Here is a 26347-nt window from a genome sequence, read left to right on the forward strand (position 1 = left end):
GCAAAAATTTTACCGATGCAGGATTTTAGAGCAGAATTGGCAGAAAGCTTGGATGAAGCCGAGTGGGACTGGCTGATGCCCCATGCCAAGCGTGATGTAGTTTTAGTGGTTCATCAGGAATTAGATTTGCTCGATGTTGGGGTTGCGATCGCATCTGATGATGTCCTTTCGGTACAACATTGGATCAACACCCAGCAGCTTCACAAGCCTTTCCCTGACCAACTCGCGGATTGGAACAATAACCAAACCAAACGCTTCCAAGCCCTGATTGTACAACCCTATGTCTTAGTACAAGAATCAGCCGCCTAGGGACGCTATGAATCTCGCGTATCGTAAAAGCATTGTGACAATGGAGGCAGACAGTGAATGAGCTTGAACGCTACCTGTTTGATCTGCAAGGGTTCATTGTCATAGAAAATGCCCTAACCACTGAACAAATCAAAGCCCTGAACAAGCTTCTCGATCAACAAATTGCGAAGGTAGATGAGCCAGGGAAGCTGAACTTTCGCTTCGATGGCTTGCTACCGCTTGGTGACGCTTTTCACACCTTAATTGACAATCCCTGCATTACTCCCTATCTCATTGCTCTACTGGGTGCAGAATTTCGTCTAGATCACGACTACGTTCACATTATTCGCCAAGGCAAAGGTCCCATTGGGACTCACCTGCATGGGGGTGCTACTCCCTATGACCCCTGTCAGTACTACACCTATAAAAATGGACGGATGTACAACGGCTTATGTGCAGTTGCCTATAACCTGACGGACGTAAATCTTGGGGAAGGCGGGTTTGGCTGCATTCCTGGTAGCCACAAAAGCAATTTGCCTTTCCCCGATCAATGGCGAGATTTAGAGCAACCTCATCCTTGTGTGCAAACATTAACGGGGAAAGCCGGAACCGCTATCCTCTTTACAGAAGCGCTCACCCACGGCACCTTACCCTGGAAAGGACAACAAGAACGCCGTACTTTGTTCTACAAATATTCGCCTCATCCCTCTGCTTGGTCACGGTACTACTACAATCCCGATGATTATCCAGAACTGACGGAGGCTCAACGGCGCATCTTAAAAACCCCTGGTGTTTATCCCCCATAATCCCTTGTTACGTTCAAACGGTTATGAACTGGATTGCCGCCCTGAGGCATTTGGTTATCTCAAAGATTCATCGGATTTACTTTCCTACCCAGATGAACTGCGCTTCCGGATGCAGGAGGATGGTTATCTATATTTAAGAGGCTTACTCAACTCCCAAGATGTTTGGCATGCGCGTCAAGAACTGGCAACTCGCTTAGCTGTTGAGAGGTGTTTGGAACCAAACTTCCCTATTCTGGATTGCATCGCGAAGCCTGGTTTGAGAATGAACTTTCGACCCGATTTAGTTGCCCAAAGTCCAACACTTCAACAACTGCTTTATACAGGGCAATTGATGGAATTCTTTAAGGTTTTTCTAGAAGGAAACGTTCGCCATTTTGATTACACCTGGTTAAGGGCAGTTGCTCCTGGACGAGGAACTCATGTTCATTGCGATAGTGTCTACATGGGGCGAGGAACTGACAAACTTTACACCGTTTGGACACCTCTAGGTGATATTTATTGGCACTTGGGAGGATTGATGATTTTAGAAAATTCCCATCGTCTAGAAACTATTAAAAACCGCTATGGGCAGATGGATGTAGATAGCTACTGTGCTAACAAAAGAACAGCGACTTTATATGCCTCTGGTAAAAAATATTGGAGTGGGGCACTTTCTAAAAACCCAGTTTCCTTACGTTCTAGATACGGAGGGCGCTGGTTAAGTACTGAGTTCCAGGCTGGGGATGTCCTCATTTTCAGTATGTTTACTATCCATGCCAGCCTGGATAATCACTCCTCAGCTATCCGACTCTCTACAGATAGTCGCTATCAATTGGCATCAGAACCAGTGGATGAACGCTGGGTTGGAAGTAATCCGATTGGTCATTCTCTGGCTGGAAGGCGAAGTCGAATTTGCTGAGTAAATGCCTGTGAGAATGATGAAGTTGGAACAGCGTCACACTTTGCAAAACTCGGCGTTTCTTCTAGTGTCTGAATTTGGCAGCAGAGTGCGAAAGATAATGACGTACCAACCACTACCTTAACGTCGCCGTCTACGGGGCATTCCTTGCTTGGCTCTTGCTTGTTCAGTGACAGACTCAGCATGATCATCTGGGACGATTTGTGAGCCGTATCTTCTGGCGTAAACCTGGGTAAATTCAGCCCCAAAAAAGAGGATTTGAGCTGAATAGAAAACCCAGGCAAGGATAATCACTAAAGAACCTGCTGCCCCATAAGCTGAACCAAAACTCCCACTTCCTAAATACTGTCCCAACACTGTCTTACCGATGGTGAAAAGTAAGGCGGTGATAATCGCCCCAGTCAAAACATCATTCCAGGTAATTTTGACATCCGGCAGGTACTTGTAAATTAGGGCAAACAACAGTGTGATTACACCAAAGGAAACGACAAAGTTGACAATTTCCCAGATGAAGTCTACGCCAGGAATTAAATGGCTCATGTAAGCGCTTAATCCAGATAAAACAGCACTCACTATCAGGGATACCATCAGTAAAAAGCCGATACCCAGCACCATTGAAAAAGACAAAAAACGCTTTCTCACGAAGCCCATGACCCCACCAATGCCCTTTTCTTTTTTTGGCTGCACTTCCCAAACTGTGTTGAGGGCATCTTGGAGTTCAGCAAACACCCCAGAAGCACCGAAGAGGAGAACAACGATACTAATCAAAGAGGCAATGCCACCACCGGATTCAGGCTTGTTGGCATGCTCAATCGCTTCCTCAATTACTTTGGCACCCTCTCTACCGACTAGTCCTTGAATTTGCCCAACAATCTCGCCCTTGGCAGCGTCTTCCCCAAAAACGGCACCTGCAACTGCGATCGCAATAATGAGCAAAGGTGCAAGGGAAAAAACTGTGTAATAAGCCAAGGCAGCAGCTAAGCGCGGTGTCTTATCTTCCTGCCATTCCTGAAAGGTTTCTTTAAGCAGTCCTACAATAGCTTTAGGTTTCATACACTCACAACTCTCCAGGTAAAGCAGTGCATCGGGCTAGCTCTAGTTTTGAGTTTTTTGTTTTGAATTACAACAACCTAAAGTTAGAAACCAACTGATGTAGCAGTACAAAGTCTGGCACTCGCTGACAGAGAAGGACAGGAGTTTGCAAAAGCCGCATTTAGGGTCAAGAAAAACTACACTCAAGTAGACATTATTAATGTGACGGCTTCCCAAAACTCAGTGCGATCGCACAGCAAGAAGACGATGAGTGTCTATTCCAAAATTTTTGTCACTCATCCAGATATCGACCGATTTTGTCCTGATCATCATCCCGACTATACAATTGAATGTGTCTGTACCATTGTTGGAGCCAATCAGATAGTTGTTCGCTACCAGATTGATGTCTCTCAATCGCCGCTTGACACTCTTTATAAAATTGCACAAGTCTAACGTGATTATCGATATCTGCTGTCGTGAAGCTATAACCTTGTCCTTGGGCAACATTGACAAAGCTTTGACGATTGGGAGTTTCTAAGGCTTTAAGCTGACCTTGTAAAGCTTTATCTTGGCAAACGGTTTGCAAAAAATGGGCGACATCTTCTTGCTGGGACATCACACAACTCGTCTATCTTTAACTATCGATCAATCAAGTGTAGTCGCAATCTACTGTGCCGGATTACGATAAGAGCCTACTGTGACAACTATCGTTGCATTTCTAGAGGAACTGAAACAAACACATCGGCTGTGTCAAATCTAGAAATATTACTTGCAATGTTTTGGGCGTAGACACGTATTGTAGATATTGACACGCTTAAAACTGGATTAGCGAAGATTAAAACGATGCCTGTGGCTATTAGTTCCTCTACTATCACTGCCTTCCCCCTCACAGCGGTTGTGGGGCAAGAAGCGATTAAACTTGCTCTGCTATTGGCAGCAATTGACCCTGGATTGGGAGGAGTTGCGATCGCAGGTCGTCGTGGTACTGCTAAATCCGTGATGGCACGCGCCCTCCACGCCTTACTCCCACCGATTGAAGTGGTCAAAGATTCCATCAGTAACTGCGACCCCAACAGCCCCAATGAGTGGGATGACCAATTACTCGCTCAGCAAGTTGACCCTTCAACACTTCCCACACAAGTCATCCCTGCCCCCTTCCTCCAAATTCCGCTTGGGGTTACAGAAGACCGACTTCTCGGTTCAGTGGATGTTGAGCAATCCGTCAAACGGGGAGAACCTGTATTTCAACCAGGACTACTGGCACAGGCACATCGAGGTGTCCTGTACATCGATGAAATTAATCTGCTTGATGACCAAATTGCTAATCAACTGCTCTCCGTTTTAACCGAGGGACGTAACCTGATTGAGCGGGAAGGTATCAGTTTTCAACATCCCTGCAAACCGCTGTTGATTGCGACCTACAACCCTGAAGAAGGACCACTGCGGGAACATTTACTTGATCGCATTGCAATTACACTTTCTGCTGACGGTGTTTTAGCCTTAGACCAACGAGTACAAGCCGTAGACCAAGCCATCGATTATGCCAAATCTCCCCAAGACTTTCTAGCGCAGTACAACGAAGATACAGACTCGCTAAAAACAGAGATTGTCTTAGCGCGGGAGTGGCTTAAGGATGTTCAAATTACCCATGAGCAAATTGCCTATCTCGTGGATGAAGCGATTCGAGGTGGTGTCCAAGGACATCGCGCTGAATTATTTGCTTTAAGAGTGGCGAAAGCCGCCGCCGCATTGGAGGGTCGTCAGAATGTCATCGCTGAAGACTTGCGTCGTGCTGTGGAATTGGTGATTGTCCCGCGTTCAACGATTGTCCAGACACCTCCGGAAGAACCACCCCCACCTCCTCCCCCACCCCCTCAAGATGAATCTCAACAGGAGCAAGAGGAACAGGAGGAAAAAGACGAAGAGGACAACCCCGAAGAACCAGAACAGGAACCGCCTAGCATCCCTGAAGAATTTGTTTTCGATCCAGAAGGTGTGATCCTCGACCCTACTGTTCTTTACTTTGCCCAGATGGCACAGCGGCAAGGTAAATCAGGGAGTCGTAGCATTATCTTCTCGGAAGATCGAGGGCGCTATGTGAAGCCTATCCTGCCCAAGGGACAAGTACGCCGGATTGCTGTTGATGCCACACTTCGAGCCGCAGCCCCTTACCAAAAGGCACGGCGCCAACGTCAGCCGGATCGGAAAGTAATTGTAGAAGCAGGTGATATTCGGGCGAAGCGATTAGCCCGAAGAGCAGGGGCTTTGGTGGTGTTTGTAGTAGATGCATCCGGTTCAATGGCGCTGAATCGGATGCAATCTGCCAAGGGGGCAGTCATGCGTCTCTTAACGGAAGCGTATCAAAACCGCGACCAAGTATCGCTGATTCCCTTCCGAGGAGAACAAGCAGAAGTCCTCTTACCCCCAACCCGTTCAATCGCTTCCGCACGTAGACGATTGGAACGAATGGCCTGCGGTGGCGGTTCCCCCTTAGCTCATGGATTAACTCAGGCTGTCCGGGTTGGGGTGAATGCCCAGATGTCTGGGGATATTGGTCAGGTGGTGATTGTGGCGATTACTGATGGACGAGGGAATATTCCCTTAGCACGTTCTTTGGGTGAGCCGTTAGTGGAAGGGGAAAAGCCAGATATTAAAGCAGAATTGCTGGAGATTGCCAGTCGGATTCGAGCGTTAGGGATTCAACTATTGGTCATTGATACGGAGAATAAGTTCATCTCTACAGGTTTTGCCAAGGAACTTGCCAAGCACGCGGGTGGGAAGTATTATCACTTACCAAAAGCTAATGATCAAGCGATCGCAGCCATGACAAAAAATGCGATCGCTGATTTAAAATCTCGGTAGTTTTCAGTCCAGACAAGGTAGGTAAGGAAAAGGTCAAAGTAAAAATTCCCTTTACCTTGCCTTTTCCTCTTGAACCGTCAGTGAAATGCAACTTGAATGCACATTAGCCTAAGACTTTAAGGAGCGTTAGTGACTGATGGAACGATTCAAAAAAATCACACACGTTATCTATGACCTTGACGGCTTACTCCTAGACACGGAACCCCTATACGCCCAGATTGTCCAAACGATTATCAGCCGCTATGGAAAGGTTTGCGATCGCGCTATCCAAGCTAAGCTGGCTGGTAGAAATGCTTGGGATTCAGCACAGATTCTCGTTGAGAGGCTTGCCTTACCAATCACTGTCCAAGAGTATTTACAAGAAAGAGAAGAATTTTTGGATCAACTGCTTCCCCAAGCTAAACCGCTTCCGGGTGCTGTGCGTCTAACTAAACATTTCTACCATCATCAGATTCCTCAAGCTGTAGCAACCAGTTCTGCCCGTCGCACATTTAACCTCAAAACTAATCATCATCAAGAATGGTTTGCCTTGTTTGATTGCCTAGTCGTGGGAGATGATCCTGCCCTGAAACGAGGAAAACCTGCACCCGATATCTTCTTACTCGCCGCGCACCGTCTGGGAGCGAGTCCTGAGCAATGTCTCGTTTTTGAAGACGCACCTGCTGGAATGGCAGCAGCACTGGCGGCGGGAATGTCGGTAGTTGTTGTTCCTCACCCTAATGTAGATAGACAACTGTACCAAGGCGCTCACCAGATTATCAACTCACTAACAGATTTTGACCCTGAGTTGTGGCAATTGCCATCATTTGTCGTGTTAGAGGACTACGTTTAAGTTTCCGATCAAAGCGAAAATTAGAGGTAGGAGCCACTTCGGTTTTTTAACGTTCACCTGCTTAGCAAGAACTATCTTCTACAAGTCATGCAGATTACCAAAAGTCTTCATTCCGCTGTTCTTGTTTCTGACTTGGAACAGGCAGAGCATTTTTATAGCAACATTTTGGGATTATCTAAGGTAGATCGAATTCTTAAATATCCTGGTGTTTGGTATCAAATAGGTGACTTTCAGCTTCACCTCATTGTTGATCCAATAGTTGCAACAAAGCTTGCTAATCCTGAAAAATTGGGTCGTAATCCCCATGTTGCCTTAGCTGTAGAAAATCTGGATGATGCTAAAAGCCATTTAACAGCTCATGGTTGTATGGTGCAAGCCAGTGCCTCTGGTCGAGCCGCACTATTCACTCAAGACCCAGATGGTAACATCATTGAACTTACTCAGGTGTAGGTGTTAGGCGGTAGGTGTTAGGTGGTAGGTGACGAAATGATTTACTCTAAAACCTACAACCTACAACCTACAACCTCCCCTCACTGATAAGTGTCAACCATTAAACCAACTGGTGTAAAGACTTGCACTTTTATAGCTGCTGATTGCTACTGAATGAAAATTATTGCCTACTCCTACACTGATCCACTGTTAGAATCGGTACCTGATCCAGCGGTTTGGGGCTGGGAAGTCGATCGAGTCTATCAAGATTTAGGAGGGCGTCAGCAACTGTTACAACTATTAGATGACTGTCTTGCCGAACCTGCTGATTACTTGCTGATTCAGCGTTTGGAAGAATTGGGCGACTCGCTGGAGGAAATAAGCGATCGCCTTTTACAAATCGAAGCAATGGGTGTTCAGATCATTGCGACAGAACAATCCTATAGTTCCTCTCAATTAACCAATTCAACAACAGGTGCCAATATACAGACAAGCCTATTGCAACTCTTGGGTGAAATTCAACGTGAGGCAAACAGTCGTCGCTTGCGGCAAGGGCACGCCCGTAATCGTCTCAAAGCTTTACCCCCTCCAGGAAAAGCACCGTATGGCTACCGACGAGGTAAAGATCGCTACATTCTTGACCGTAGTACTGCACCCGTTGTCAAGGAATTTTTTGAACAGTTTCTACTTTATGGCTCCTTGCGTGGAGCTGTGCGGTATTTAGAGAAAAAGTACGGTAAGAAAATTTCGGTTTCAACAGGACGACGTTGGCTTACCAACCCAATTTATCGAGGCGACCTTAGCTATCAAAACGGCGAGGTAATTTCTGATACCCATAGCCCGATTCTGAACCGGGAAGAAGCCGCCCAGATTGATCGACTGCTACGGCGAAATCAACGACTACCTCCTCGTACTGCTAGTGCGCCTCGCTCTTTAGCGGGCTTAGTAGTCTGTGGCGAGTGTGACTCGCACATGAATGTCGTCAGCGTTACTCGACATCGCAAAGCCAAAGACTATCTCTACCTGCGCCCGATTAGCTGCCCTAAGCAGCCAAAATGCCGTGCGATCGCCTATGAAAAAGTATTAGAACAAACCATTCAAACAATTTGCCAGGAATTACCTCGTGCTGTTGCTGGCATGAATGTACCCAATTTGGATGGGGTGAAGCAATCGCTTACCAGTCAAATTGCGAAGAATCAGGATATCTTAACTCAGTTACCGACCTTAATGGTTAGTGGTGTCCTCGATTCAGAAACCGCTGATTTACGCGCTTACAAACTCCGTACAGAAATTTCCCAATTGCGATCGCGTATGGCGGCACTACCACCCGTTAATTTAAAAGCGATCGCTCAAGCTGTATCGATTCCCCAATTCTGGAGTGATTTATCAGAATCAGAGCGCCGATTCTACTTTCGAGAATTTATTCAGCAGATTAAAATAAATCGCCAAGACAAGACATGGCAATTACAACTAATTTTTATTTTTTAGCCTAATTGTTGCTGGAAATTGTCTTAAGTCAAGGATAATTCAACAGAACCAGGTGTAAAACTGCCTCAAATAATCTAAATCGGTGATGCGTCAAGTCAAGTTGCCATAAGCACGCTATAGGCAAAGCCTGTGCGCGTAACGCCTGTCGCCACTGTGAATCGAAGTGAGGAGCAAAAACCTGGGAGATATTATGAATGCGAGTGAACTGCTAAAGCGTTATGCCGCAGGAGAGCGAGATTTTGTAGGAGTACAGCTACAGGGAGCTTATCTCACTGAAGCGATTTTAATTGGAGCTGACTTGAGGCAAGCTGATCTGAGTGGAGCTAATCTGAGTGGAGCTAATCTCAAAGGAGCAAACCTCAGTGATGCTGATCTGCGTAACGCTAACCTGAGTGTTGCCGATCTAGGTGGCGCAGACTTTAGTGATGCCAACTTACAGCAAACAAACTTGAGACAGGCAAATTTACCCGAAGCTAGCTTGAAAAGAGCCAACCTGGTAGCCGTAAACTTCAGAGAAGCGAACTTAATGTTTGCCAATCTCTCAATGGCAAACCTCTATCAAGCCGACTTACACGGAGCCACGCTTTATCAAGCTATCCTACATCGGGCAATCTTACAGGATGCCGATTTAATTGGGGCAATTCTTCAGGGTGCTGATTTAAGAGGAGCCGACTTGAGCCGAGCCTGCTTGATTCGTGCCGACATATCCAGGGCAATTTTAATTGCCGCAGACTTGAAGGGGGCAACCCTACTCGGAGCAAACCTTAAAGGAACCGTTCTTACTGGAGCGATTCTCCCAGATGGGAAAATGCAAAATTGACACTCCCACGGCTTAAAGCCTGTGGAATTCTTGTTTCAACCAGTCGGCTTGAAGAGTTGATGTCACCACCAGCTCTTTAGAGGTCGGTCTGTCCACAAGCGTTAATTTCGGTGTGCCCCACCGTATTTATCTCTAACCCAGCTTGCCTTAACCCTTTAGACAGGATGTTCAGTGCGGCGTTGTGATCGCGGTCTAACACCACCCCACAACGGCACAGATGAGTCCTGAGTGAGAGGGATTTCTTTACCGTAGCGCCACAACCTGAGCAGTCTTGACTTGTGTGCTGGGGGGCCACAGCAACAACTGTCTTCCCATACACCTTGCCCAGATATTGCAGCCAGTCAGTGAATTGCGACCAAGCCGCATCACTAATTGACTTAGCAAGCTTATGGTTTTTCACCATGTTTCTCACCTGCAAGGCTTCGTAGGCAATGAAGTCGCTAGATTCAATGAGCGCCCCTGCTGTCTTTACAGCAAAGTCTTTGCGCTGCCTACTGACCTTGAGGTGTTTTCTCCCTAATCGGTTAATCGCCTTTTTGCGATTAGCAGAACCTTTCTTCTTTCTGGATACCCGCCGAGAAGCCCTCTTCAGGGCTTTCTCACTTTTACGCAAGTGGCGAGGATTGGGTACAGTCGCTCCAGAGCTATCGGTTAAGAAGTGGGACAGCCCCACATCTATCCCAGTAGCAACGCCCGTTGGTGCGACTTCTTCTACTCGCTCGATTCCAATGCAGAACTGAGCGTAGTAGCCATCAGCGCGACGGATTACCCGCACCCGCTTAATCTCTGATGGGGCATAGTAGTGCAGCTCACGACTGCCTACCAGCTTGAAGGGGCCAGCCGCAAAGCCATCCGTGAAGGTGAGGTGTTTCTTATCATCAGAAATACGCCATCCCGAAGTTTTGTATTCAACAGAGCGGCTGTTTTTCTTGAAGGTTGGGAAACCCTTTTTTCCTGGTTTCTTCGCTTTACAGTTAGAGCAGAAACGTTGGATAGCAAAAATAGCACGTTCTGAGGCGGCTTGTCGTGCCATTGAGTTAAGTTTACCTGCCCACTCAAACTCACGCGCCATTACAGCACATTGTTTGTAGAGGTCAGACAGCTTAACGCCACGATTATCCATCCAGTACCTGAGTGCTTTATTACGAATGAACTGAGCCGTCCTTATCATCTCGTCGATGATGCGGTACTGCTGCGTTCTCCCTTTTAGCTTAAACTCAAGTACAATCATGGATTAATCTTATCACCTTTATAGCTGGATATTGCTATAAAACAAAACGGCACTTAAAAGTGCTTGTCGCTACATCCCACCGATGAATGGAGTGGGCTTTGCTCTAAAATCTGTAAACTTGATAAGAATGCGGGAGAGTTGTAGGAGTTCAGAAGTAGAGTTTTGTTCTGAATTCCTCCTGCTTTAGCGATCGCCGCGAGGGACTTCCTTTTGAGTTCTGAAATCACCCCTCAATCCTCTCCAGCGAGAATAATCAATTATTAGAACCACTACTGCCATCTAGTCGTTAGCTGTGTTCCCCAACGGTAGTAATCTTACGAAAACACTACCGATTGAGAAGCAGTAGAGAAACGATTCTTACTGCATTGGCTCACTCTTAGCAAGATTATGTGAACTACCCCGCCCACAAGGGGCTGGGGAATTCCCGGCAAACTTATTAAAACAGCATGGAATTTTGTAAAGACTCAATAAAGGCTACTTGACTTTCTTGCTAATGGTTCGCCAATTGTCTTATCATACGAAACGTAATACATGTTATACAATCGTCTTACAGTTTCGACCGTCTTAGAGGATGAAAGTAGTGGTTTGCATTGCTAGCCCTATGCTTCAAAACTCTTACAGGTTGGACACCACCAGGGTTGTCTATCTTTTCCGCGTCAATCTCATTGTGCCTGAATGTGGTGTTTTTTAGGTAATAGCATTATGAGTCCCTTCAACTCAGAACAAAAGTCCAGTAATCTAAAATCGGTCAAGTCTGATTCTGTATCTCGTGAGGAAATACGAGAATTTGACCTCCATAATCAACTAGCTAAGCTAGCGCTTCCCTTAGCTCACGCTTGGAAAGACAATCATCCCAATGCTCAACCGGGTTCGGAAGCTGATTTAGATGAGTGCGTATTGGCAGTAGCAATCGAAATGGCAGTAGCTGGCGAGGCAGTCGGAGGTCCGATGGGCGCTTTAATCGCTGCTGGAGGTGGCATCGCTGCTGCTGGTGTGGCTTGTAGACGAGTGCTTTAAGCATTATTCTAGTTAAAGTGTATTACAAGATTAATGTATTACCAAAGTCATTAAAACTCCCAGGTTTCTGTAGTACGGTAATGGCTTGGTGTCAATTAGGTTTTTGCATTGTTGGGGAAGCATCAAGGTGTGACTTAAGTCAATTCACCTTTTGTGAAATTTTCTATACTCCATAGGTTTTGGCAGGTCTAACTTTCTCGTTACATTGGTGCATTTTGTTTTGTAACAGAAATCTAGCCGGGACAGTCTGAGTCAGCGATCGCGCAATGAGTTCGGTTGGTGCTGAAACTCATGTGAAGACATGGTGCATGAAGGTCGCACATCAGACGACAGTCGCAAAGCTTGTTGCTCACTTGAGCATCTTAAGATCTTGCATTCCCTTAAAGTCCCTTCTTGATTAGGGAGGAAGTAGGCTTTCTCCCCAAAGTTATAGAGCGAAGAGGTGTGGGGAGAAGTTTGTCGTTAGCAAGAGCAGAGTTTTTTGCATAACTATATTGCTGTACAGAGCAATTCAGCTTTTGTTCTGAAATTTTCAAGATTTTGCCAATTTATTATCACGTTCAGGAGATTGTTTCATGACAACTAAGTTTGAGCCAGAGTCAAAATTTTACAACCAGGAATTAAATGGACAAGAGAATAATTCTCTAATAGATCTGAACCCCAATGGTTTAAATACTTACAGAAATCAGCAACGTTCTCTGGAGCCTTTTGTACCTCAGTCAGCCATCAATCCAGTTGAGTTTCAGCAGATGAGTACATCGGCCACACGCCAGAACTCTCAGAAAAAGCGCCTTCCAGGGTGGTCAAGGTTGGGTTTAACCCAAAAAGCTACGGCTTTGGCGATCGCACTCGGCACTATTCCAGTATTGCTGACTGGAATAACCGCTTACCAATATGCCAACCAATCGTTCACCAAGCAAATTTCCGAAACCAAAATTGCTAGCGCCGTTAGTGTAGAAGATAAAGTCAAGCGCTTCATGCGTGAGCGTTATGGAGATATTCAGGTACTGGCAGCTCTCCCCGTGCTGAGTAACCCAAATCTTAGTGAAACTACTCCTGTGGCTGAAAAGGAGGTAGCCCTAAACCGCTTTGTAGAAGCTTACAAAATCTACGACAGCATTGCTGCGTTCGACCTCAAGGGCAACGTGATTGCCCAATCGCAAGGGGATCGCCTACAAAACCACAGCGATCGAGACTATTTTCAGACCGTCATCAAAACCGGGCAACCTGTTATTAGCAAGCCAGAAGTATCCCAATCTTCTGGAAAGCTTGTCATTCACATTGCTGCACCTGTTAAAGATCAATCTACAGGCAAGACAATTGCTGTTGTCCGTTCTCGGATGCCAGTTACAACCCTAGACGAGTTGCTCAAAAACTTCGGTACTGATGGGGACGAATATTATTTGATTGACTCGACTACCGGGACAATTTTCGTAGTGAACGAAAAGAATAAGGAGAATAAAGATTCTCAGGTAGTTTTTCCGGAACTCGCCAAACTGCAAGCCCTCAACAAGCCAAATACTTCAATCATTCGTGATGTAGCTGACGACAGGGAAATTCTGTTTGCCTATGCACCGTTTGGCGAACTAGAAGGCTTGCCCGATCTTCCATGGGAAGCGGCTATTGCCACACATACAGAAACAGCCTTCGCACCACAGCGACAATTACTCCTAGTCCTAACCTTGGGAACCGGCTTAGCCGCATTGTTAGTCAGTGCGATCGCCGCTTATCTCGCTAAACGGGCAACGAATCCAGTTCTCGCTGTCACCGATGCTGTGGAGAGACTAGGACAAGGTGAACTTTTCACTCGTGTTGCCGTGCAAGGAGAAGACGAACTCGCTGCCTTGGGGGCTAATATCAACCTGATGGCAAGCCGATTGGAAACTTTATTGTGGACACAAGCAGCAGAAACCGAGCAGGCAGGATTATTCGGTGACATCGCAAGCTCTCCCGCTCGTACACTGCAAGACCTAGATGAGATCTTTGACAAGGCAGTTCTAGGCGCTCTACGCATCCTGGAAGCTGATCGAGTCGTCATCTATCGCTTTGACTCCAACTGGCGTGGACATATCTCCGCCGAAGCCGTTGTTCCTGGCTTGCCTCAAGCGTTGGGAGACAAAATTGAAGACCCGTGTATTAGTGAACATCTCCTAGAAGCCTACAGAAAAGGACGTGTCGTTCCGACTAATAATGTCTTTGAGGCAGGGTTTCACCCTGAACACTTGGGCTTGATGGAACGACTGGAAGTGAAGGCAAATTTAGTAACACCAATACTTAAGGATGGTGAACTCTATGGCTTATTAATTGCACATCACTGTCGCGCTCCACATGTTTGGCAACAGTCTGAAACCAACTTCCTCAAGGAGTTAGCGATTCGAGTTGGACTGTCCTTAGATCGTGTGAATTTCTTAGCCCAAAAAGAAGCCGAAACGGCACGCGCCCAAAAACTGAATGAAATCATCACGGGTATCCGGGAATCACTCAACGTCGAAGACATTTACGAAACGGCAATTACAGGCGTTCGAGAAACCATAAAAACTGACCGAGCTGTTGTCTATCTCTTTGACGAGAACTGGCAAGGAAGCATCGTTGCCGAAGCTGTGGGTGCGGCATGGCCCAAGTCCCTAGGTGCAAATATCCATGACCCCTGTTTTGCTGAGCAATATGTTGATAAGTACCTGGATGGTCGAGTCAAGGCAACTGAAAACATCTACGAAGCTGGTTTGACACAGTGTTACCTCGGTCAACTAGAACCCTTTAAAGTGAAGGCAAATTTAGTCGCTCCAATTCTTGCCTACAACAAATTACACGGCTTACTGGTAACCCATCAGTGTTCAGCGCCACGCGCTTGGCAAGAGGCAGAAATCACCTTCTTCAAGCAGGTAGCCACTCAAGTTGGTCTAGCGTTGGATCGTAAGGATTTCCTAGAACAGATTGAGCAAGGACGGCAAAAAGCAGAAAATCTGGCGGCTGAGCAACGTCAACAAAAAGAAATCCTCCAGTCCCAGCTTTTAGGACTCCTGAGTGATGTGGAAGAGGCAGCTCAAGGCGACCTCACCGTTCGTGCGGATGTGACGACTGGGGAAATTGGCACAGTAGCCGACTTCTTTAACGCCGTTATTGAAAGCCTGCGGGTAATCGTCAAGAACGTGAAAAAAGCCGCAATCCAGGTAAACGCTTCACTCGGAGAAAACGAAGGGGCAATTCGTCAACTTTCCGCTGAAGCGCTCAAGCAAGCGGAGGATACAACTCGTACTCTCGACTCGGTGGAGCAAATGACTCGCTCGATTCAAGACGTAGCTGAGAACGCCCGACAGGCTGCTGTCGTTGCCAGGGTAGCCTCTTCTACCGCTGAAGCTGGTGGAGTCGCGATGGATCGCTCCGTACAAAATATCTTCACCTTGCGAGAAACAGTTGCCGAAACCGCGAAAAAGGTTAAGCGGTTGGGTGAATCGTCCCAGAAAATTTCTAAAGTCGCGTCACTGATTGAGCAAATCGCGCTACAAACAAATTTGTTGGCGATTAACGCCGGGATTGAGGCGGCGCGTGCTGGTGAACAAGGTCAGGGTTTTGCGGTGGTTGCGGAAGAAGTTGGACAACTAGCCGCACGTTCGTCAGCAGCGACCAAAGAAATTGAACAGATTGTGGAAAATATCCAACAAGAAACCGCTGAAGTGGTCGAGGCGATGGAACTCGGTACAACGCAGGTAGTGGAAGGAACCCATCTAGTGGAGGATGCCAAGCAGAGTCTAAGTCAGATTTTGGATGTGTCCCGCCAAATCGACGCTTTGGTGCAGTCAATTTCGAGTGCAACAGTGTCTCAGGCTCAAACCTCGCAAGCTGTAACGGACTTGATGAAGGAGATTGCGCTCGTCTCTGAACGCACGAGCAATTCTACCCGACAAGTTTCTGGCTCTCTGCAAGAGACGGTCGGGATTGCGGCTCAATTACAAGCCTCTGTGGGTACGTTCAAAGTTGGTGAGGACTAAAACAGCAGGGGCGCACAACTGTGCGCCCCTACAAGAAATTTGTACTGTATTGATTTGAAAACGCTATCAGGCTTAGATGTAAAGCAGTTTACTCATTAGCCTTAAAGCGGACAGCGTTATGATCGCGAGTGATGATGGGTGATTGTTCCACGTTGACTTACTTCACGCTGTTTCCGTTTTGTAATGTCTTTGAAGACAACGGAAAGCCCTTCATTAGAGGGACAAGCATGGACTTCAAACCATTTTTCTAAAGGTGCATAAAATTCTTCAAAGCTCACGGTAATTTGTTGAGCCACTGCCTTGTGATACTCATGATCAAAGGTTGAGCCTACCATTTCAGGAAACACATCCCACAACATCTGACCGAGGAGTTCATTTCGCGATCGCTGTAAGATTTGCTCTGCTTTATGATTGCATTCTGTGAACTGCCACTGATGATCGATTGTAAGAAATCCATCAGAGATACTTTCAAGAATCTTACTAATTTGCTGGTTGGACGCGACTAAAGCTGCCTCGGCTTGTTTGCGCTCTGTAATATCGCGCTGGAGTGCAACCCAATGAGTCAGTTGACCGTTTTTGTTAGCGATCGGCACAATATTGAGTTCAACCCAGAATTCCGAGCTATCTTTACGGTAATTCAGCAACTCAACCTGAACAGGTCTCTGCTGGGACAAGGCTGTCCGAATTTTGTCTAACTGAGAGCGGTCTGTTTTGGGGCCTTGTAGTAGGCGTGGAGTTCGACCGAGAACTTCCGTCAGGTCATAGCCAGTAATACGGGTAAAGGCTTGGTTGACATACAGCAGCTTCGGACTTGGCTCATCGAGTTGTCCAGCTTCAGTAATTAAAATTCCGTCTTGGGTATTTTCAACCGCTGACTCTAATAGACGCATCCGCTCTTCTGCCTGTTTTCGTGCGGTGATATCACGAACAAAGCTCAAAGAGACAAGTTGGTCACGATACTCAATGATTCGGCTGCTGATTTCAACCTGTATCTCTGTACCATCCTTACGTCGCAGGGCGTGATCAAAGATGATACTGCCCATTGCCTGCATTTGCTGATTAATTGTCTTTTGACGGACTTCAGGAACTGGGACATCAATATCCCTGGTTTTCAGCTTGAGGAGTTCTTTGCGGGTATAACCTAGTCGTCTAGCAGCATTTTGATTGGCATCCAGAATGCGACTGGTTGATAAATCAATGATAAAGATTGAGTCGTTAGCGTACTCAAATAAGTGACGGTAGTTGGCTTCTGATTCCCGCAGAGATTCTTCTACGTGGTTGCGCTCAGTGATATCACGCGCTGTGCAAATTACGGCTTCAACGCAACCGCTGATACCAAGGATTGGGCTAAGAATGCACTCGTAATCTCGAATTCCGTCGAGAGTTGGGTAGCTGATTTCCTTGGTTAGGGGCCGCTTGGTTGCAAATACGACTTCCCGTTGGGAATCAATTGGCTCAATCTCCATGACTTCTGGAGGCAAGTCTAGCTGTCCCCAGGTTTTACCCAAGATGTGACGCTGCTGCAAGCCAAATAATTGTGCGATCGCGAGATTCGCATAAGTAAATCTCCCCACCCGATCAATGACGCAGATCGGGTCAGGAGAGGCGGAGAGTACTTGGTCAAATATCCTGGCTTGCTGTGAAATCCTTGCTGCCAGTTCTTGCAGTTCTGTTTCGTCCGGCTTGCTTTTGTCGCTATTTGACTCTACTTCTTCTGTTGTTGCTCTATTCTTTCCCGTCCACCCTTCTGGAATACCATTTATTTCGCTAGAGAGAGTGCCCCCAACCATAGAAGAGTGGGAAAGAAGCAGTGAGTGTTCCATTACAGGGCTAATCTCACTAACTCGACTTTCTACATCTGGTTTTTGAGAAAGTTCTGTTAGCTGTTCATTCAGTGTCGTGACATTCTCTTCTAACTTGTTCAGCTGTTGTTGAAGCTCTTCAACCGTAGCCAGACGTGAATCATTGAGGGGAAGTCCAAAGGCTTGCTTCAATGCCTCAACAACTATTGCTGTGCGATCACGACCTGTCGCCTCAGCCCGAAACCGAATCTCCTGAATCAGGTTTTCTGGAAGTCTAAAAGTCGCTATTTTGCTGACCATTGTTAGAGAAGATGTTTATAAAGTTATCTGACAAAAAGGTTTGCCCCTGTAGCCTAATGCTAATCACCAATCAGTAATCAGTGCAGCATTCATGAATCCACTCCGGAAAATACCCAAAGTTCTTGTTCGAGAGAGATGATCAAGGGTGAATGGTTGAGCTTGATTCTTCATACTCCACCCATAAGTATGTTCCACCACTCGGCTACACCCTTTTGTCAACGGAACTAACTTTGCTCTCTAATTGGGAACTTTGTCGTGAGTCAGTCGTAAGTGGTCTTAAGTCAAACGTTCAGAGTATTAAATCTGTACTTGATTCCCTCTAAGGCTGACCGTATTATTACCAGTGTTGCAAATATAACTGCCTGGATCATCCGTGATTTCACGGGTATCGTTTTACGTGTATATCCACAGGCATTACCACGACTCAACTCCTTATACTAGTGAAAGTGAGGAGGAACAGGCTTGCTACAAGCTTTACGGGATAAGCCCTTGCTATGACTCTCCACTCTGCCTCTACTGGGACATTTTGTTATCGGAAAATCCGTAATATGCCTTGTACTGCTTACAATCTGGTTGGTCAGAAGCGATCGCTTCTTCCTTAACCTAGCTTTCTTGAGGAGAGTGTGTTGACCCGTGTGCTTTATAGGCAATGCTTAAGGTGCTTTACAGCTCGGAGGACACGATAGTGTTCAAAGCTCTATTTCACCAATACCTATTGACCCCTAATAAAATTCTACAGGAGGCAAGCCTTTCTGGATACTTTTTATACAATGAACCTAATGATTGTTCAAGTGTTGAGAGAAACAGGGCTTACGCTTTTCAGTTACCAACTAACTACCTGTAGAGTTTGAACTCCCTTGTAAACGCTACGTGTAGAGTTTGTGTGTAAGCCCTGATATTTGTTTTCGGTGCTTATCTCATATTTTCTGCCTTCGCTCAGTGCTTCTGCTTCAGCAAGATGTCTTAAATCGTTTACGCTGATTGGCTGAATCAAAAAAAAACGCCCGCAAGGGCGCTTAATCAGGGTGCATCTACTAGACTTCAGTTTAACCTGATGAGGGGTTTCACCCCCCACCCCACTTAATAAAACTCTACATTTTACAGTTTTGTCTGAGTCAAGTTGGCGGCAGTTCCAGACAAATTGCCCCCAACACCCCCTTACGAAATTCATTCAACAGTTGCCGTGCTGTACGCTCTACGTCCCCTTGATGGCGATAATCTGCTAAAGCGTGCAGGTAGTCTTCGGCAGTGAAGGATGCGGGGTCAAGCTCGTAGCGCGTCTTTAGGGGAGACGGTGGTAATAAACCGTACTCAGCAGTATCCTCTAAATCTTTGAGTAATTCAACTAAAGCAACCGCTACCCGTTGATTGTCATAAGAAGCTTCACCGATGTCGTCACAGATCGCGAGTTTAAGCGCCTTTTGTTGATTACTTAACTTTGCTGGGATGACCCCAGGCGCATCGAGTAGCTCAATTTCGTCAGAGATGCGTACCCAACGCAATTGTCGTGTCACACCAGCACGACGAGCACTCTCTACTACCCGACGCCCTAAAAGGCGATTAATGAGGGCGGACTTACCAACATTAGGGAATCCCATAGCTACAGCACGAACAGGACGAGGTTGCATTCCGCGATCGCTCCGACGCTGATTCAATGCCACTCCTGCTGCCTGCGCTGCCTGGGTTACCTCACGAATCCCTTTACCCTGTTGAGCATTAGTGAAATAGGGTGTCTCTCCCTGATCCCGAAACCACGATACCCATAGCTGTCGGGCAGCGGGCGTAATCATATCCACCCGGTTAAGCACCAACACCCTGGTTTTATTGCCCACCCACTGGGAAGTTTGAGGATGATGCGTTGAGAGAGGAATCCGAGCATCCCGCACCTCCAGCACAACATCCACTCGCTTGAGCTGTTCTTTTAAGTCCCGCTCCGCTTTGGCAATGTGACCGGGATACCACTGGATTGAGGGAGTAGTCATTTGTCAGTTGTCAATTGTCCTAGGCTCACAACCATTATGGTTGCTTTTTATGACACAGAGGAATTTTGTTGTTAGCTCAGTGCATTTGTGGTTAGTTATCAAACAACTAACCACTAACAACTGACAACTAAGCCCTTACGGAACCACCAGAACTGGGCAAGGAGACAAGTTAATCACCCGATTGGTGACACTTTCTGATGCCCCTTCTTCTGTTAATCCCAGCCCTCGACAGCCCATGACAATCAGATCAGCGCCGATTTCATCAGCAACATCACAAATTGTAAAAGCAGGCATACCTTCACGAGACATTGATTCAGCGGTAATGCCTTGCTGGGCAAACAGGGCTTGAGCATTTTTCAGCAGTTCAGCCACCGCTTCTGGTGAGATCATCGCCTCCGAACTGGGAGCTTCTTCTTCGGAATTCACTTCTTCTATCACCGAAAGCAGGAATAAGCGACTGCCATACTGCTGCACAACATTGGCAACAACTTCAGCCGCTTCGCGGGCTTCTCGGCTTTGATCAACGGGAAATAAAACAGTCTTAAACATCACACGCATCTCCGGGACGCGGACTCCGGTAAAATGTGGACGGGCTTGAGAACGAAGATTATTCGCTTTGGAGATTCAGTTTGTGTACACAGCCGTGAATCTACAGGGCAATTATCAAGCAAACAAGTCCTGGAATGTTGATAAGAGCGCATTGCATCAGGTAGAGGCAATTTAGGAGATTACTTACTGTGTCCAAAAAAACTGTAGCAGATTTAAATGAGTCAGATTTGGCTGGGAAACGGGTACTGGTACGAGCGGACTTGAATGTGCCGCTGGATGACAATGGCTCAATCACCGATGATACCCGTATCCGTGCCGCTTTACCCACTATCCAAGATTTAATTAAAAAAAATGCCAAGGTTGTTCTGTGCAGTCACTTGGGGCGTCCTAAAGCACAAGTGAAAGAAAGCTTGCGCCTGACACCGATCGCAAATCGTCTTTCGGAACTGCTCGGTCAGACTGTTACGATGTGTGACGACTGTGTTGGCGATGCAGTTACTGCCCAAGTTAATGCCTTGGAAAATGGTCAGGTGGCTTTGCTCGAAAATCTCCGCTTCCACGCTGGAGAGGAAAAGAATGACCCAGAATTTACGAAGCAATTGGCAGCATTAGCAGATGTCTATGTCAATGATGCCTTTGGGACAGCCCACCGCGCTCATGCTTCGACAGAAGGCGTTACCCATTATCTAAAGCCTTCGGTAGCGGGTTACTTGATTGAGAAAGAACTCCAATATCTCCAAAGTGCGATCGAGAACCCTCAAAAGCCCTTGGCGGCAATTATCGGGGGGTCTAAGGTTTCCAGTAAGATTGGCGTGATTGAAACATTGCTGGATAAGGTCGATAAGCTGCTGATTGGCGGTGGGATGATTTTTACCTTCTACAAAGCCCGTGGCTTGAGTGTCGGTAAATCACTGGTTGAAGAAGATAAGCTGGAACTCGCTAAGTCTTTGGAAGCCAAGGCAAAAGAACGAGGCGTTGACTTACTGTTACCAACTGATGTTGTTGTTGCAGATAATTTTGCCGCTGACGCTGATTCGCGCACGGTTAGTATTGAAGCAATTCCTGATGGCTGGATGGGTTTGGATATTGGGCCTGACTCAGTGAAGGTGTTCCAGGATGCACTGTCGAATTGCAAGACAGTGATTTGGAATGGCCCGATGGGTGTGTTTGAGTTTGATAAGTTTGCCGTGGGAACAGAAGCGATCGCACACTCGATGGCTGAACTCACCAAGCAAGGCGCAACCACAATCATCGGTGGTGGCGACTCAGTAGCAGCAGTGGAAAAAGTTGGTGTAGCTGAGCAAATGAGCCACATCTCAACTGGCGGCGGTGCAAGTCTAGAGTTGCTTGAAGGCAAGGAACTCCCTGGTATCACTGCACTAGACGATGCTTAAGCTGATCTGCATCTAAATTAAATATTGACTAAAGAGGGGTTCGATGCCCCTCTTTTCAATAAAAAACACTTAGCCGTGAGTTGAATGAATGCAGCTAGTTCAAAACAAAATCAGACTGCAAAGTTAAGTCCAAATCGGCATCTGGATTTATAACAACCACTTCTGCTTCATTTCTACCTCCAAGAAGCAATCCTGCAACCGCACCAAGTCCACCACCCGCCAAGACTTGTAAAAAATCAATATCGCCTAATACTTCAGAAAGTACTGCTGCTGCGGCTGCACCGATCGCAGCCCCTTTGAGGATACTACTTGAATCGCTTCCTTTTTCAATTGTTTCAGTCTCAGTAATGATTTCAGAGGTAGCATCAATGGGTCGTTGGCGCTCAGTATTTCTAAACGTTAGTTCCTCAGCAACAAACTGAGTTCCGCCACGAACAGGTTGCAAATTTCCTTTGATTTCGCTGCCTGCTGGAATCAAAACTGTTCCTGCCGCAGAGCGAATGTCTTCTGCGACTACTAGAGTTATTGGTGCTGTTTCATCCGGCGTAACAACAATTTTTTCAGCCTCCTCAAAGCGAACCGGAATCACTGTCCCTGCTGAAACTCGAACTTCTCTAGAGCGTGGAAAGAGTTGTCCAACAACGTAGGAATTGGACATTGCTGTAGCTGTAGTAGCACTTAGGATTGGGAAAGCCGTGGTTGCAGTTATTCCCAATGCAACAAGCACGGCAGTTCTGGACTGCCAGCGACGGGAAATCAACATTAAAATTACACCCCCAAAGTATAGGCACGTTTGGGGGAAGTAGACTCAAGATTTTTCGGAATGTTCCCAACTAATGTTTGGGAATCTACAACGGTTATCTTGGGAAGCTGTTAGTTTTTAGGTGCCACTTGCTAAGCACAATATATTATTTGTTCCGGTATAGAGACGTACAATTGTACGCCTCTAGCTGGTTCATCGGATGGCTAAGACAAACAAATAAGTCTCGAAAAACAGGGTTAGGCTATAACTAACTCAGTGTGTCTGCTAGTTTCAGCTACTGAGTCACTAGCTGCTTCGAGACTCGTTTTTTGCGTTGCAGATGCAAGTTCAGCGAGATTGATTTTGACTACGCGATCGCGTTCTTTCTCCAACTTCGGCAAGATTAACGTCAAGACACCATTACTAAACTCTGCCTTTACCTGGTCATGTTGTACTGGTAAAGGTAGTTCGACAACTCGATGGAACTTGCCATAGTAGAACTCAGAGCGGAAGTAACCTCTGTCTTCCTGACCTTTTTCATAAGGACGCTCACCAGCGATTAACACAGCCTCGCGTGTCACCTGAATATCAAGATCTTTGCGATTGATACCAGGAAGTTGAACACGCAAAATCAGGTTTTCTGGGGAGTCTTGTAACTCAATTGCTGGACTCCAGGTTTCAGAGCGATTGTTAGTGACGCTTTTAAGCTCATCGAATACCTGGTCAATTTTACTGCGAAGGGTTTCTACTTCATGAAAAGGTTGCCAACGCATGATCATCATAGGTTTCTTACCTCTACAACAATCTTGAGATGTAATCTGTTTCACTTTGGTTAGAGAGGTCTTTTGTTCTCTCTATTTCTGAAAGCTAATTTAGCGAAAGAGATTAAGGGCTGACAACTCCTCCTATTGTGCAGTTTCCCGAACAGAGAGCATATCGGTTTTCCGTATTGATAAAAAGTTTACGAAAGTATAAATTCTTCACTAAATTTCATCCTTAGTGATGATTCTTAGTTTATCAACGGTAGTGTTCAATACCCCTTGATAGGAGTTTTCTCTATCTGAAATAGGAGTTTGTCATGCGAATTGCTCAAATTGCCCCCTTATGGGAGCGAGTTCCACCCCCAGCTTATGGAGGGATTGAACTGGTTGTTGGTTTGCTTACAGATGAGCTTGTTAAGCGTGGACACGAAGTTACGTTGTTTGCCTCTGGCGATTCAATTACTCTGGCGAGATTAGAATCAGTTCACCCGCAAGCTTTGCGTCTAGATCCCACAGTTAAGGAATGCGGCATCTATGAGATGCTGCAACTGAGTCGGGTTTATGAACAAGCTTCGGAGTTTGACATCATTCACTCCCACATGGGCTGTTCAGCTTTGCCCTACGCTAATTTGGTAAAAACTCCCACGGTTCATACGCTTCATGGGATTTTTACTCCCGATAATGAGAAAATGTTTACTCATGCCCGTCGTCAACCCTATGTCAGTATTTCCGACGCGCAACGAGAGCCAAGGTTAAATCTCAACTGTGTCGCAACAGTTCATAACGGGATTGACCTAAACACTTATAAGTTTTATGAAAAGCCAGAAGATCAACCTTACCTAGCATTTCTCGGACGAATTTCTCCTGAAAAAGGAACACATTTGGCAATCGAAATCGCCAAGCGTTCGGGCTGGCGCTTGAAAATGGTGGGTAAGGTGGATGTGGTTGATGTGGACTACTTTGAGCAAGAAATCAAGCCTCATATTGATGGTAAACAAATCGAGTATTTGGGAGAAGCCGACCACGACAAGAAGAATGAGTTGATGGGTGGGGCAGTTGCAACCCTATTTCCTATTACTTGGCGAGAACCCTTTGGATTGGTGATGATTGAGTCAATGGCATCGGGTACGCCAGTGATTGCGATTGAACTCGGTTCAACATCAGAAGTGATTGCCCACGGCAAGACAGGCTTTTTGGCGAATAGCGTTGAGGATTGCATCGCTTCAATTGATAAAGTGGGTGAGTTGAACCGTTATGCTTGTCGGGAACATGTAGAAAACAACTTCAGTGTTCGACGGATGACTGATGGTTATGAAGCGGTTTATCAGCAAATTGTCGCAGAGCGTTTTGCGGAAAATGGTCACGTTCGGAGATTAAGCCGAGTGTAATGTTAGGTGGAGTAAGATAACTTCCACCTTTTTATGTCCATCGTTAGTGTTGTAGGTGGACATAAAAAAGGCGATCGCAACACCCGAATTGAAGCAATCCATCGCATTGTATGTCAAGTGAGGCTTCTAGTGAAAAAGCGATCGCCTTTACCATTGGCAGGGACTTCTACTTATGCCCCAGAAGATAAAGGCACACCATGAATAGTCAAAACCAGTTTCTCTGGACATCTGGCACATAACACCTAGTACCTATAAAAGTTGCAGCTACATTAGAAAGAGCCTGACGCTACAAAACTGCTATTTCAATGCTGCAAGCACAACAAGTCTTACAAGGGCGTTATAAACTCAAGCAACAGCTAGGACAGAATCCAGGACGGCAAACCTGGCTAGCTTACAACCTTGAGGTATCGCCACCTGAATTGGTAATTGTCAAACTGTTGGCGTTTAACCCTCAGATGCAGTGGGATGAATTCAAGTTGTTTGAACGGGAAGCGCAAGTCCTGAAACAACTGAACCATCCTCGGATTCCTCGCTACCGTGATTATTTTTCCTTGGATAAAGAGGCAGGTGCTGGCTTGTTCTGGTTTGGATTGGTACAGCAGTACATTCCAGGGACTTGTGTGCGGCAGTTGTTGAATCAGGGCAAACGGTTCACAGAAACCGAGGTGCAAAAAATTGCGACTGATGTTTTAGAGATTCTGATTTATCTGCATGGCTTAAATCCACCTGTCCTGCATCGGGATATTAAACCGAGTAATTTAATTTTGGGTAATGATGAGCAGGTATATTTGGTGGATTTTGGGGCAGTGCAAGATACGGCAGCTACGGAAGGTATTACCTTTACGGTAGTGGGAACAACAGGTTATGCACCATTAGAACAATTTTGGGGAAAAACTGTACCTGCCTCTGATCTTTATGCATTGGGAGCAACACTAATTCATTTATTAACAGGAACAGCACCGGCTGATTTGCCTTCTAAGGATTTGCGGATTCAATTTCGCGATCGCATTTCGGTTAATCCGCGTCTGGTTCGCTGGATTGAAGCCCTGACTGAACCGGACTTGGAACAACGCTTTACTCAGGCAACGGAAGCACTTACAGCCTTGCGTACCGATCGTTATCCCAAAACGACTTCCCGTTCTACCCTTTCTCAGCCCATAGGCAGCCGGATTCGACTGAAGAAATCTCCTGAACGGTTGTCAATCACCATTCCCAAACCCAAGCGATCGCTGACGAAATTTATTGCTTTTATCGCCAAAATTATCCTAACAGCAGGCTTCCTCCCTTTTATGGTGATTAGCATCCTCATAATTCTGGTCTTGGTTCCACTGTTGTTTTACAGTCTGACCTACGGTTTTGGAGTAGCAATTCTTACATTCATCCTCATTGTTGTAATGAGTTCCATAGTGGCTGCAACTAACAAAGAACTCGCAAGAGTCCAAAATGAAATCAGTGAAGCATTGCGGACTTTATTTGGGCAGCAACATATTGAATTTTGCCCAGATACTTTTGTGATGGAGTGCCGAATGCTTGGCTTAAGCTATCTTCGACAAGTGGCTAACATTACAGATATCAAGAATGTACAAGAGATTCCCTTTGAAAAGATAGCGATCCAAGTCAAAGGTAGAAAGTATTTCTTTGGCAAAGAATTAACTGAATCAGAGCGCTGTTGGTTAACTCAAGAAATTAAAGATTGGCTAAGCTCTACAAATTAAAAAAACAACCAACAACCAACAA

At 46.1% G+C, this 26347-nt stretch carries 22 protein-coding genes; 14 read left to right on the forward strand and 8 right to left on the reverse strand.

The genetic code is table 11. From position 1 onward, the window contains the following. Positions 1-15 precede the first annotated feature (15 nt). From H6F98_RS23760 to H6F98_RS23770, 3 genes are read left to right on the forward strand one after another with little or no spacing between them, the layout of a single operon-like run. A complete protein-coding gene (locus H6F98_RS23760) occupies positions 16-309 on the forward strand; it encodes a DUF2288 domain-containing protein (protein WP_192221179.1) in 294 nt (97 codons plus the stop codon). Between the two features lie 53 nt (positions 310-362). Next, on the forward strand, positions 363-1094 hold the full coding sequence (locus tag H6F98_RS23765; protein ID WP_192221180.1) for a phytanoyl-CoA dioxygenase family protein: 732 nt from the start codon (positions 363-365) through the stop codon (positions 1092-1094). Between the two features lie 4 nt (positions 1095-1098). Further along, positions 1099-1992 carry a phytanoyl-CoA dioxygenase family protein gene (locus H6F98_RS23770; RefSeq protein WP_242058667.1) on the forward strand — a complete coding sequence of 298 codons (894 nt, stop codon included), beginning with the start codon at positions 1099-1101 and terminating at the stop codon, positions 1990-1992. Positions 1993-2112: 120 nt separating this feature from the next. On the opposite strand, the gene H6F98_RS23775 is transcribed toward H6F98_RS23770, so the two are convergent. Both H6F98_RS23775 and H6F98_RS23780 read right to left on the reverse strand, forming a co-directional pair. Further along, complete coding sequence (locus H6F98_RS23775) at positions 2113-3045, reverse strand: YihY/virulence factor BrkB family protein (protein ID WP_192221181.1); 933 nt, start codon at positions 3043-3045, stop codon at positions 2113-2115. Between the two features lie 271 nt (positions 3046-3316). Beyond that, on the reverse strand, positions 3317-3640 hold the full coding sequence (locus tag H6F98_RS23780; protein WP_192221182.1) for a Nif11-like leader peptide family natural product precursor: 324 nt from the start codon (positions 3638-3640) through the stop codon (positions 3317-3319). A 227-nt stretch (positions 3641-3867) separates the two neighbouring features. On the opposite strand from H6F98_RS23780, the gene bchD reads away from it, so the two are divergent. The 5 genes from bchD (at position 3868) to H6F98_RS23805 (ending at position 9455) form a co-directional block, all read left to right on the forward strand. Continuing rightward, positions 3868-5886 (forward strand): magnesium chelatase ATPase subunit D, encoded by a 2019-nt coding sequence (gene bchD, locus H6F98_RS23785; RefSeq protein ID WP_192221183.1) that lies wholly within the window; start codon positions 3868-3870, stop codon positions 5884-5886. A gap of 136 nt (positions 5887-6022) precedes the next feature. Continuing rightward, positions 6023-6718: an HAD-IA family hydrolase gene (locus tag H6F98_RS23790; RefSeq protein WP_192221184.1), complete on the forward strand. Its 696-nt coding sequence runs from the start codon at positions 6023-6025 to the stop codon at positions 6716-6718. An 87-nt stretch (positions 6719-6805) separates the two neighbouring features. Further along, complete coding sequence (locus tag H6F98_RS23795; RefSeq protein WP_192221185.1) at positions 6806-7168, forward strand: VOC family protein; 363 nt, start codon at positions 6806-6808, stop codon at positions 7166-7168. Positions 7169-7321: 153 nt separating this feature from the next. Beyond that, positions 7322-8635 carry a recombinase family protein gene (locus H6F98_RS23800; RefSeq protein WP_192221186.1) on the forward strand — a complete coding sequence of 438 codons (1314 nt, stop codon included), beginning with the start codon at positions 7322-7324 and terminating at the stop codon, positions 8633-8635. 163 nt (positions 8636-8798) lie between these two features. After that, a complete protein-coding gene (locus H6F98_RS23805) occupies positions 8799-9455 on the forward strand; it encodes a pentapeptide repeat-containing protein (protein WP_313929931.1) in 657 nt (218 codons plus the stop codon). 76 nt (positions 9456-9531) lie between these two features. Here the strand turns inward: H6F98_RS23805 and H6F98_RS23810 are convergent, their stop codons facing one another. Then, the gene (locus H6F98_RS23810) at positions 9532-10686 is read right to left on the reverse strand and encodes an RNA-guided endonuclease TnpB family protein (RefSeq protein ID WP_192221187.1); all 1155 of its coding nucleotides are present in this window, start codon (positions 10684-10686) and stop codon (positions 9532-9534) included. 702 nt (positions 10687-11388) lie between these two features. Here H6F98_RS23810 and H6F98_RS23815 point away from each other — a divergent pair. Both H6F98_RS23815 and H6F98_RS23820 read left to right on the forward strand, forming a co-directional pair. Further along, complete coding sequence (locus tag H6F98_RS23815) at positions 11389-11703, forward strand: hypothetical protein (protein ID WP_192221188.1); 315 nt, start codon at positions 11389-11391, stop codon at positions 11701-11703. Between the two features lie 575 nt (positions 11704-12278). Beyond that, positions 12279-15692, forward strand: coding sequence for a methyl-accepting chemotaxis protein (locus H6F98_RS23820; RefSeq protein WP_192221189.1), 3414 nt, complete (start codon positions 12279-12281; stop codon positions 15690-15692). 116 nt (positions 15693-15808) lie between these two features. Here H6F98_RS23820 and H6F98_RS23825 read toward each other — a convergent pair whose 3' ends face one another. The 3 genes from H6F98_RS23825 to H6F98_RS23835 all read right to left on the reverse strand — a co-directional run bounded on the left by H6F98_RS23825 (position 15809) and on the right by H6F98_RS23835 (position 20325). Then, a complete protein-coding gene (locus H6F98_RS23825; RefSeq protein ID WP_192221190.1) occupies positions 15809-17794 on the reverse strand; it encodes a PAS domain-containing protein in 1986 nt (661 codons plus the stop codon). A 1115-nt stretch (positions 17795-18909) separates the two neighbouring features. Beyond that, positions 18910-19776 (reverse strand): ribosome biogenesis GTPase YlqF, encoded by an 867-nt coding sequence (ylqF, locus tag H6F98_RS23830; protein ID WP_192221191.1) that lies wholly within the window; start codon positions 19774-19776, stop codon positions 18910-18912. Between the two features lie 135 nt (positions 19777-19911). Next, positions 19912-20325 carry a universal stress protein gene (locus H6F98_RS23835; protein WP_192221192.1) on the reverse strand — a complete coding sequence of 138 codons (414 nt, stop codon included), beginning with the start codon at positions 20323-20325 and terminating at the stop codon, positions 19912-19914. 188 nt (positions 20326-20513) lie between these two features. On the opposite strand from H6F98_RS23835, the gene H6F98_RS23840 reads away from it, so the two are divergent. After that, positions 20514-21719, forward strand: a complete 1206-nt coding sequence (locus tag H6F98_RS23840) for a phosphoglycerate kinase (RefSeq protein WP_192221193.1) — start codon at positions 20514-20516, stop codon at positions 21717-21719. A 94-nt stretch (positions 21720-21813) separates the two neighbouring features. Here H6F98_RS23840 and H6F98_RS23845 read toward each other — a convergent pair whose 3' ends face one another. Both H6F98_RS23845 and H6F98_RS23850 read right to left on the reverse strand, forming a co-directional pair. After that, positions 21814-22482: a hypothetical protein gene (locus tag H6F98_RS23845; RefSeq protein ID WP_192221194.1), complete on the reverse strand. Its 669-nt coding sequence runs from the start codon at positions 22480-22482 to the stop codon at positions 21814-21816. A 236-nt stretch (positions 22483-22718) separates the two neighbouring features. After that, positions 22719-23243, reverse strand: coding sequence for an Hsp20/alpha crystallin family protein (locus H6F98_RS23850; protein WP_192221195.1), 525 nt, complete (start codon positions 23241-23243; stop codon positions 22719-22721). A gap of 296 nt (positions 23244-23539) precedes the next feature. Here H6F98_RS23850 and H6F98_RS23855 point away from each other — a divergent pair, with 296 nt between their 5' ends. From H6F98_RS23855 to H6F98_RS23865, 3 genes are all read left to right on the forward strand, one after another. Continuing rightward, on the forward strand, positions 23540-24610 hold the full coding sequence (locus H6F98_RS23855) for a glycosyltransferase family 4 protein (protein WP_192221196.1): 1071 nt from the start codon (positions 23540-23542) through the stop codon (positions 24608-24610). A 33-nt stretch (positions 24611-24643) separates the two neighbouring features. Then, positions 24644-24811 carry a hypothetical protein gene (locus tag H6F98_RS23860; protein WP_192221197.1) on the forward strand — a complete coding sequence of 56 codons (168 nt, stop codon included), beginning with the start codon at positions 24644-24646 and terminating at the stop codon, positions 24809-24811. 104 nt (positions 24812-24915) lie between these two features. Beyond that, the gene (locus H6F98_RS23865) at positions 24916-26325 is read left to right on the forward strand and encodes a serine/threonine-protein kinase (protein WP_192221198.1); all 1410 of its coding nucleotides are present in this window, start codon (positions 24916-24918) and stop codon (positions 26323-26325) included. The last annotated feature ends 22 nt before the right edge of the window (positions 26326-26347 follow it).

The sequence above is a fragment of the Microcoleus sp. FACHB-SPT15 genome, from assembly GCF_014849525.1.
Classification (GTDB): domain Bacteria; phylum Cyanobacteriota; class Cyanobacteriia; order Cyanobacteriales; family Coleofasciculaceae; genus Symplocastrum; species Symplocastrum torsivum.

What these genes read in the sequence shown, in the direction of transcription:
- H6F98_RS23760 (WP_192221179.1), top strand. Translation starts at nt 16, where the DNA reads ATGCAGGATTTTAGAGCAGAATTGGCAGAAAGCTTGGATGAAGCCGAG.
- H6F98_RS23775 (WP_192221181.1), bottom strand. Translation starts at nt 3,045, where the DNA reads ATGAAACCTAAAGCTATTGTAGGACTGCTTAAAGAAACCTTTCAGGAA.
- H6F98_RS23780 (WP_192221182.1), bottom strand. Translation starts at nt 3,640, where the DNA reads ATGTCCCAGCAAGAAGATGTCGCCCATTTTTTGCAAACCGTTTGCCAA.
- bchD (WP_192221183.1), top strand. Translation starts at nt 3,868, where the DNA reads ATGCCTGTGGCTATTAGTTCCTCTACTATCACTGCCTTCCCCCTCACA.
- H6F98_RS23790 (WP_192221184.1), top strand. Translation starts at nt 6,023, where the DNA reads ATGGAACGATTCAAAAAAATCACACACGTTATCTATGACCTTGACGGC.
- H6F98_RS23795 (WP_192221185.1), top strand. Translation starts at nt 6,806, where the DNA reads ATGCAGATTACCAAAAGTCTTCATTCCGCTGTTCTTGTTTCTGACTTG.
- H6F98_RS23800 (WP_192221186.1), top strand. Translation starts at nt 7,322, where the DNA reads ATGAAAATTATTGCCTACTCCTACACTGATCCACTGTTAGAATCGGTA.
- H6F98_RS23810 (WP_192221187.1), bottom strand. Translation starts at nt 10,686, where the DNA reads ATGATTGTACTTGAGTTTAAGCTAAAAGGGAGAACGCAGCAGTACCGC.
- H6F98_RS23815 (WP_192221188.1), top strand. Translation starts at nt 11,389, where the DNA reads ATGAGTCCCTTCAACTCAGAACAAAAGTCCAGTAATCTAAAATCGGTC.
- H6F98_RS23820 (WP_192221189.1), top strand. Translation starts at nt 12,279, where the DNA reads ATGACAACTAAGTTTGAGCCAGAGTCAAAATTTTACAACCAGGAATTA.
- H6F98_RS23825 (WP_192221190.1), bottom strand. Translation starts at nt 17,794, where the DNA reads ATGGTCAGCAAAATAGCGACTTTTAGACTTCCAGAAAACCTGATTCAG.
- ylqF (WP_192221191.1), bottom strand. Translation starts at nt 19,776, where the DNA reads ATGACTACTCCCTCAATCCAGTGGTATCCCGGTCACATTGCCAAAGCG.
- H6F98_RS23835 (WP_192221192.1), bottom strand. Translation starts at nt 20,325, where the DNA reads ATGTTTAAGACTGTTTTATTTCCCGTTGATCAAAGCCGAGAAGCCCGC.
- H6F98_RS23845 (WP_192221194.1), bottom strand. Translation starts at nt 22,482, where the DNA reads ATGTTGATTTCCCGTCGCTGGCAGTCCAGAACTGCCGTGCTTGTTGCA.
- H6F98_RS23850 (WP_192221195.1), bottom strand. Translation starts at nt 23,243, where the DNA reads ATGATGATCATGCGTTGGCAACCTTTTCATGAAGTAGAAACCCTTCGC.
- H6F98_RS23855 (WP_192221196.1), top strand. Translation starts at nt 23,540, where the DNA reads ATGCGAATTGCTCAAATTGCCCCCTTATGGGAGCGAGTTCCACCCCCA.
- H6F98_RS23860 (WP_192221197.1), top strand. Translation starts at nt 24,644, where the DNA reads ATGTCCATCGTTAGTGTTGTAGGTGGACATAAAAAAGGCGATCGCAAC.
- H6F98_RS23865 (WP_192221198.1), top strand. Translation starts at nt 24,916, where the DNA reads ATGCTGCAAGCACAACAAGTCTTACAAGGGCGTTATAAACTCAAGCAA.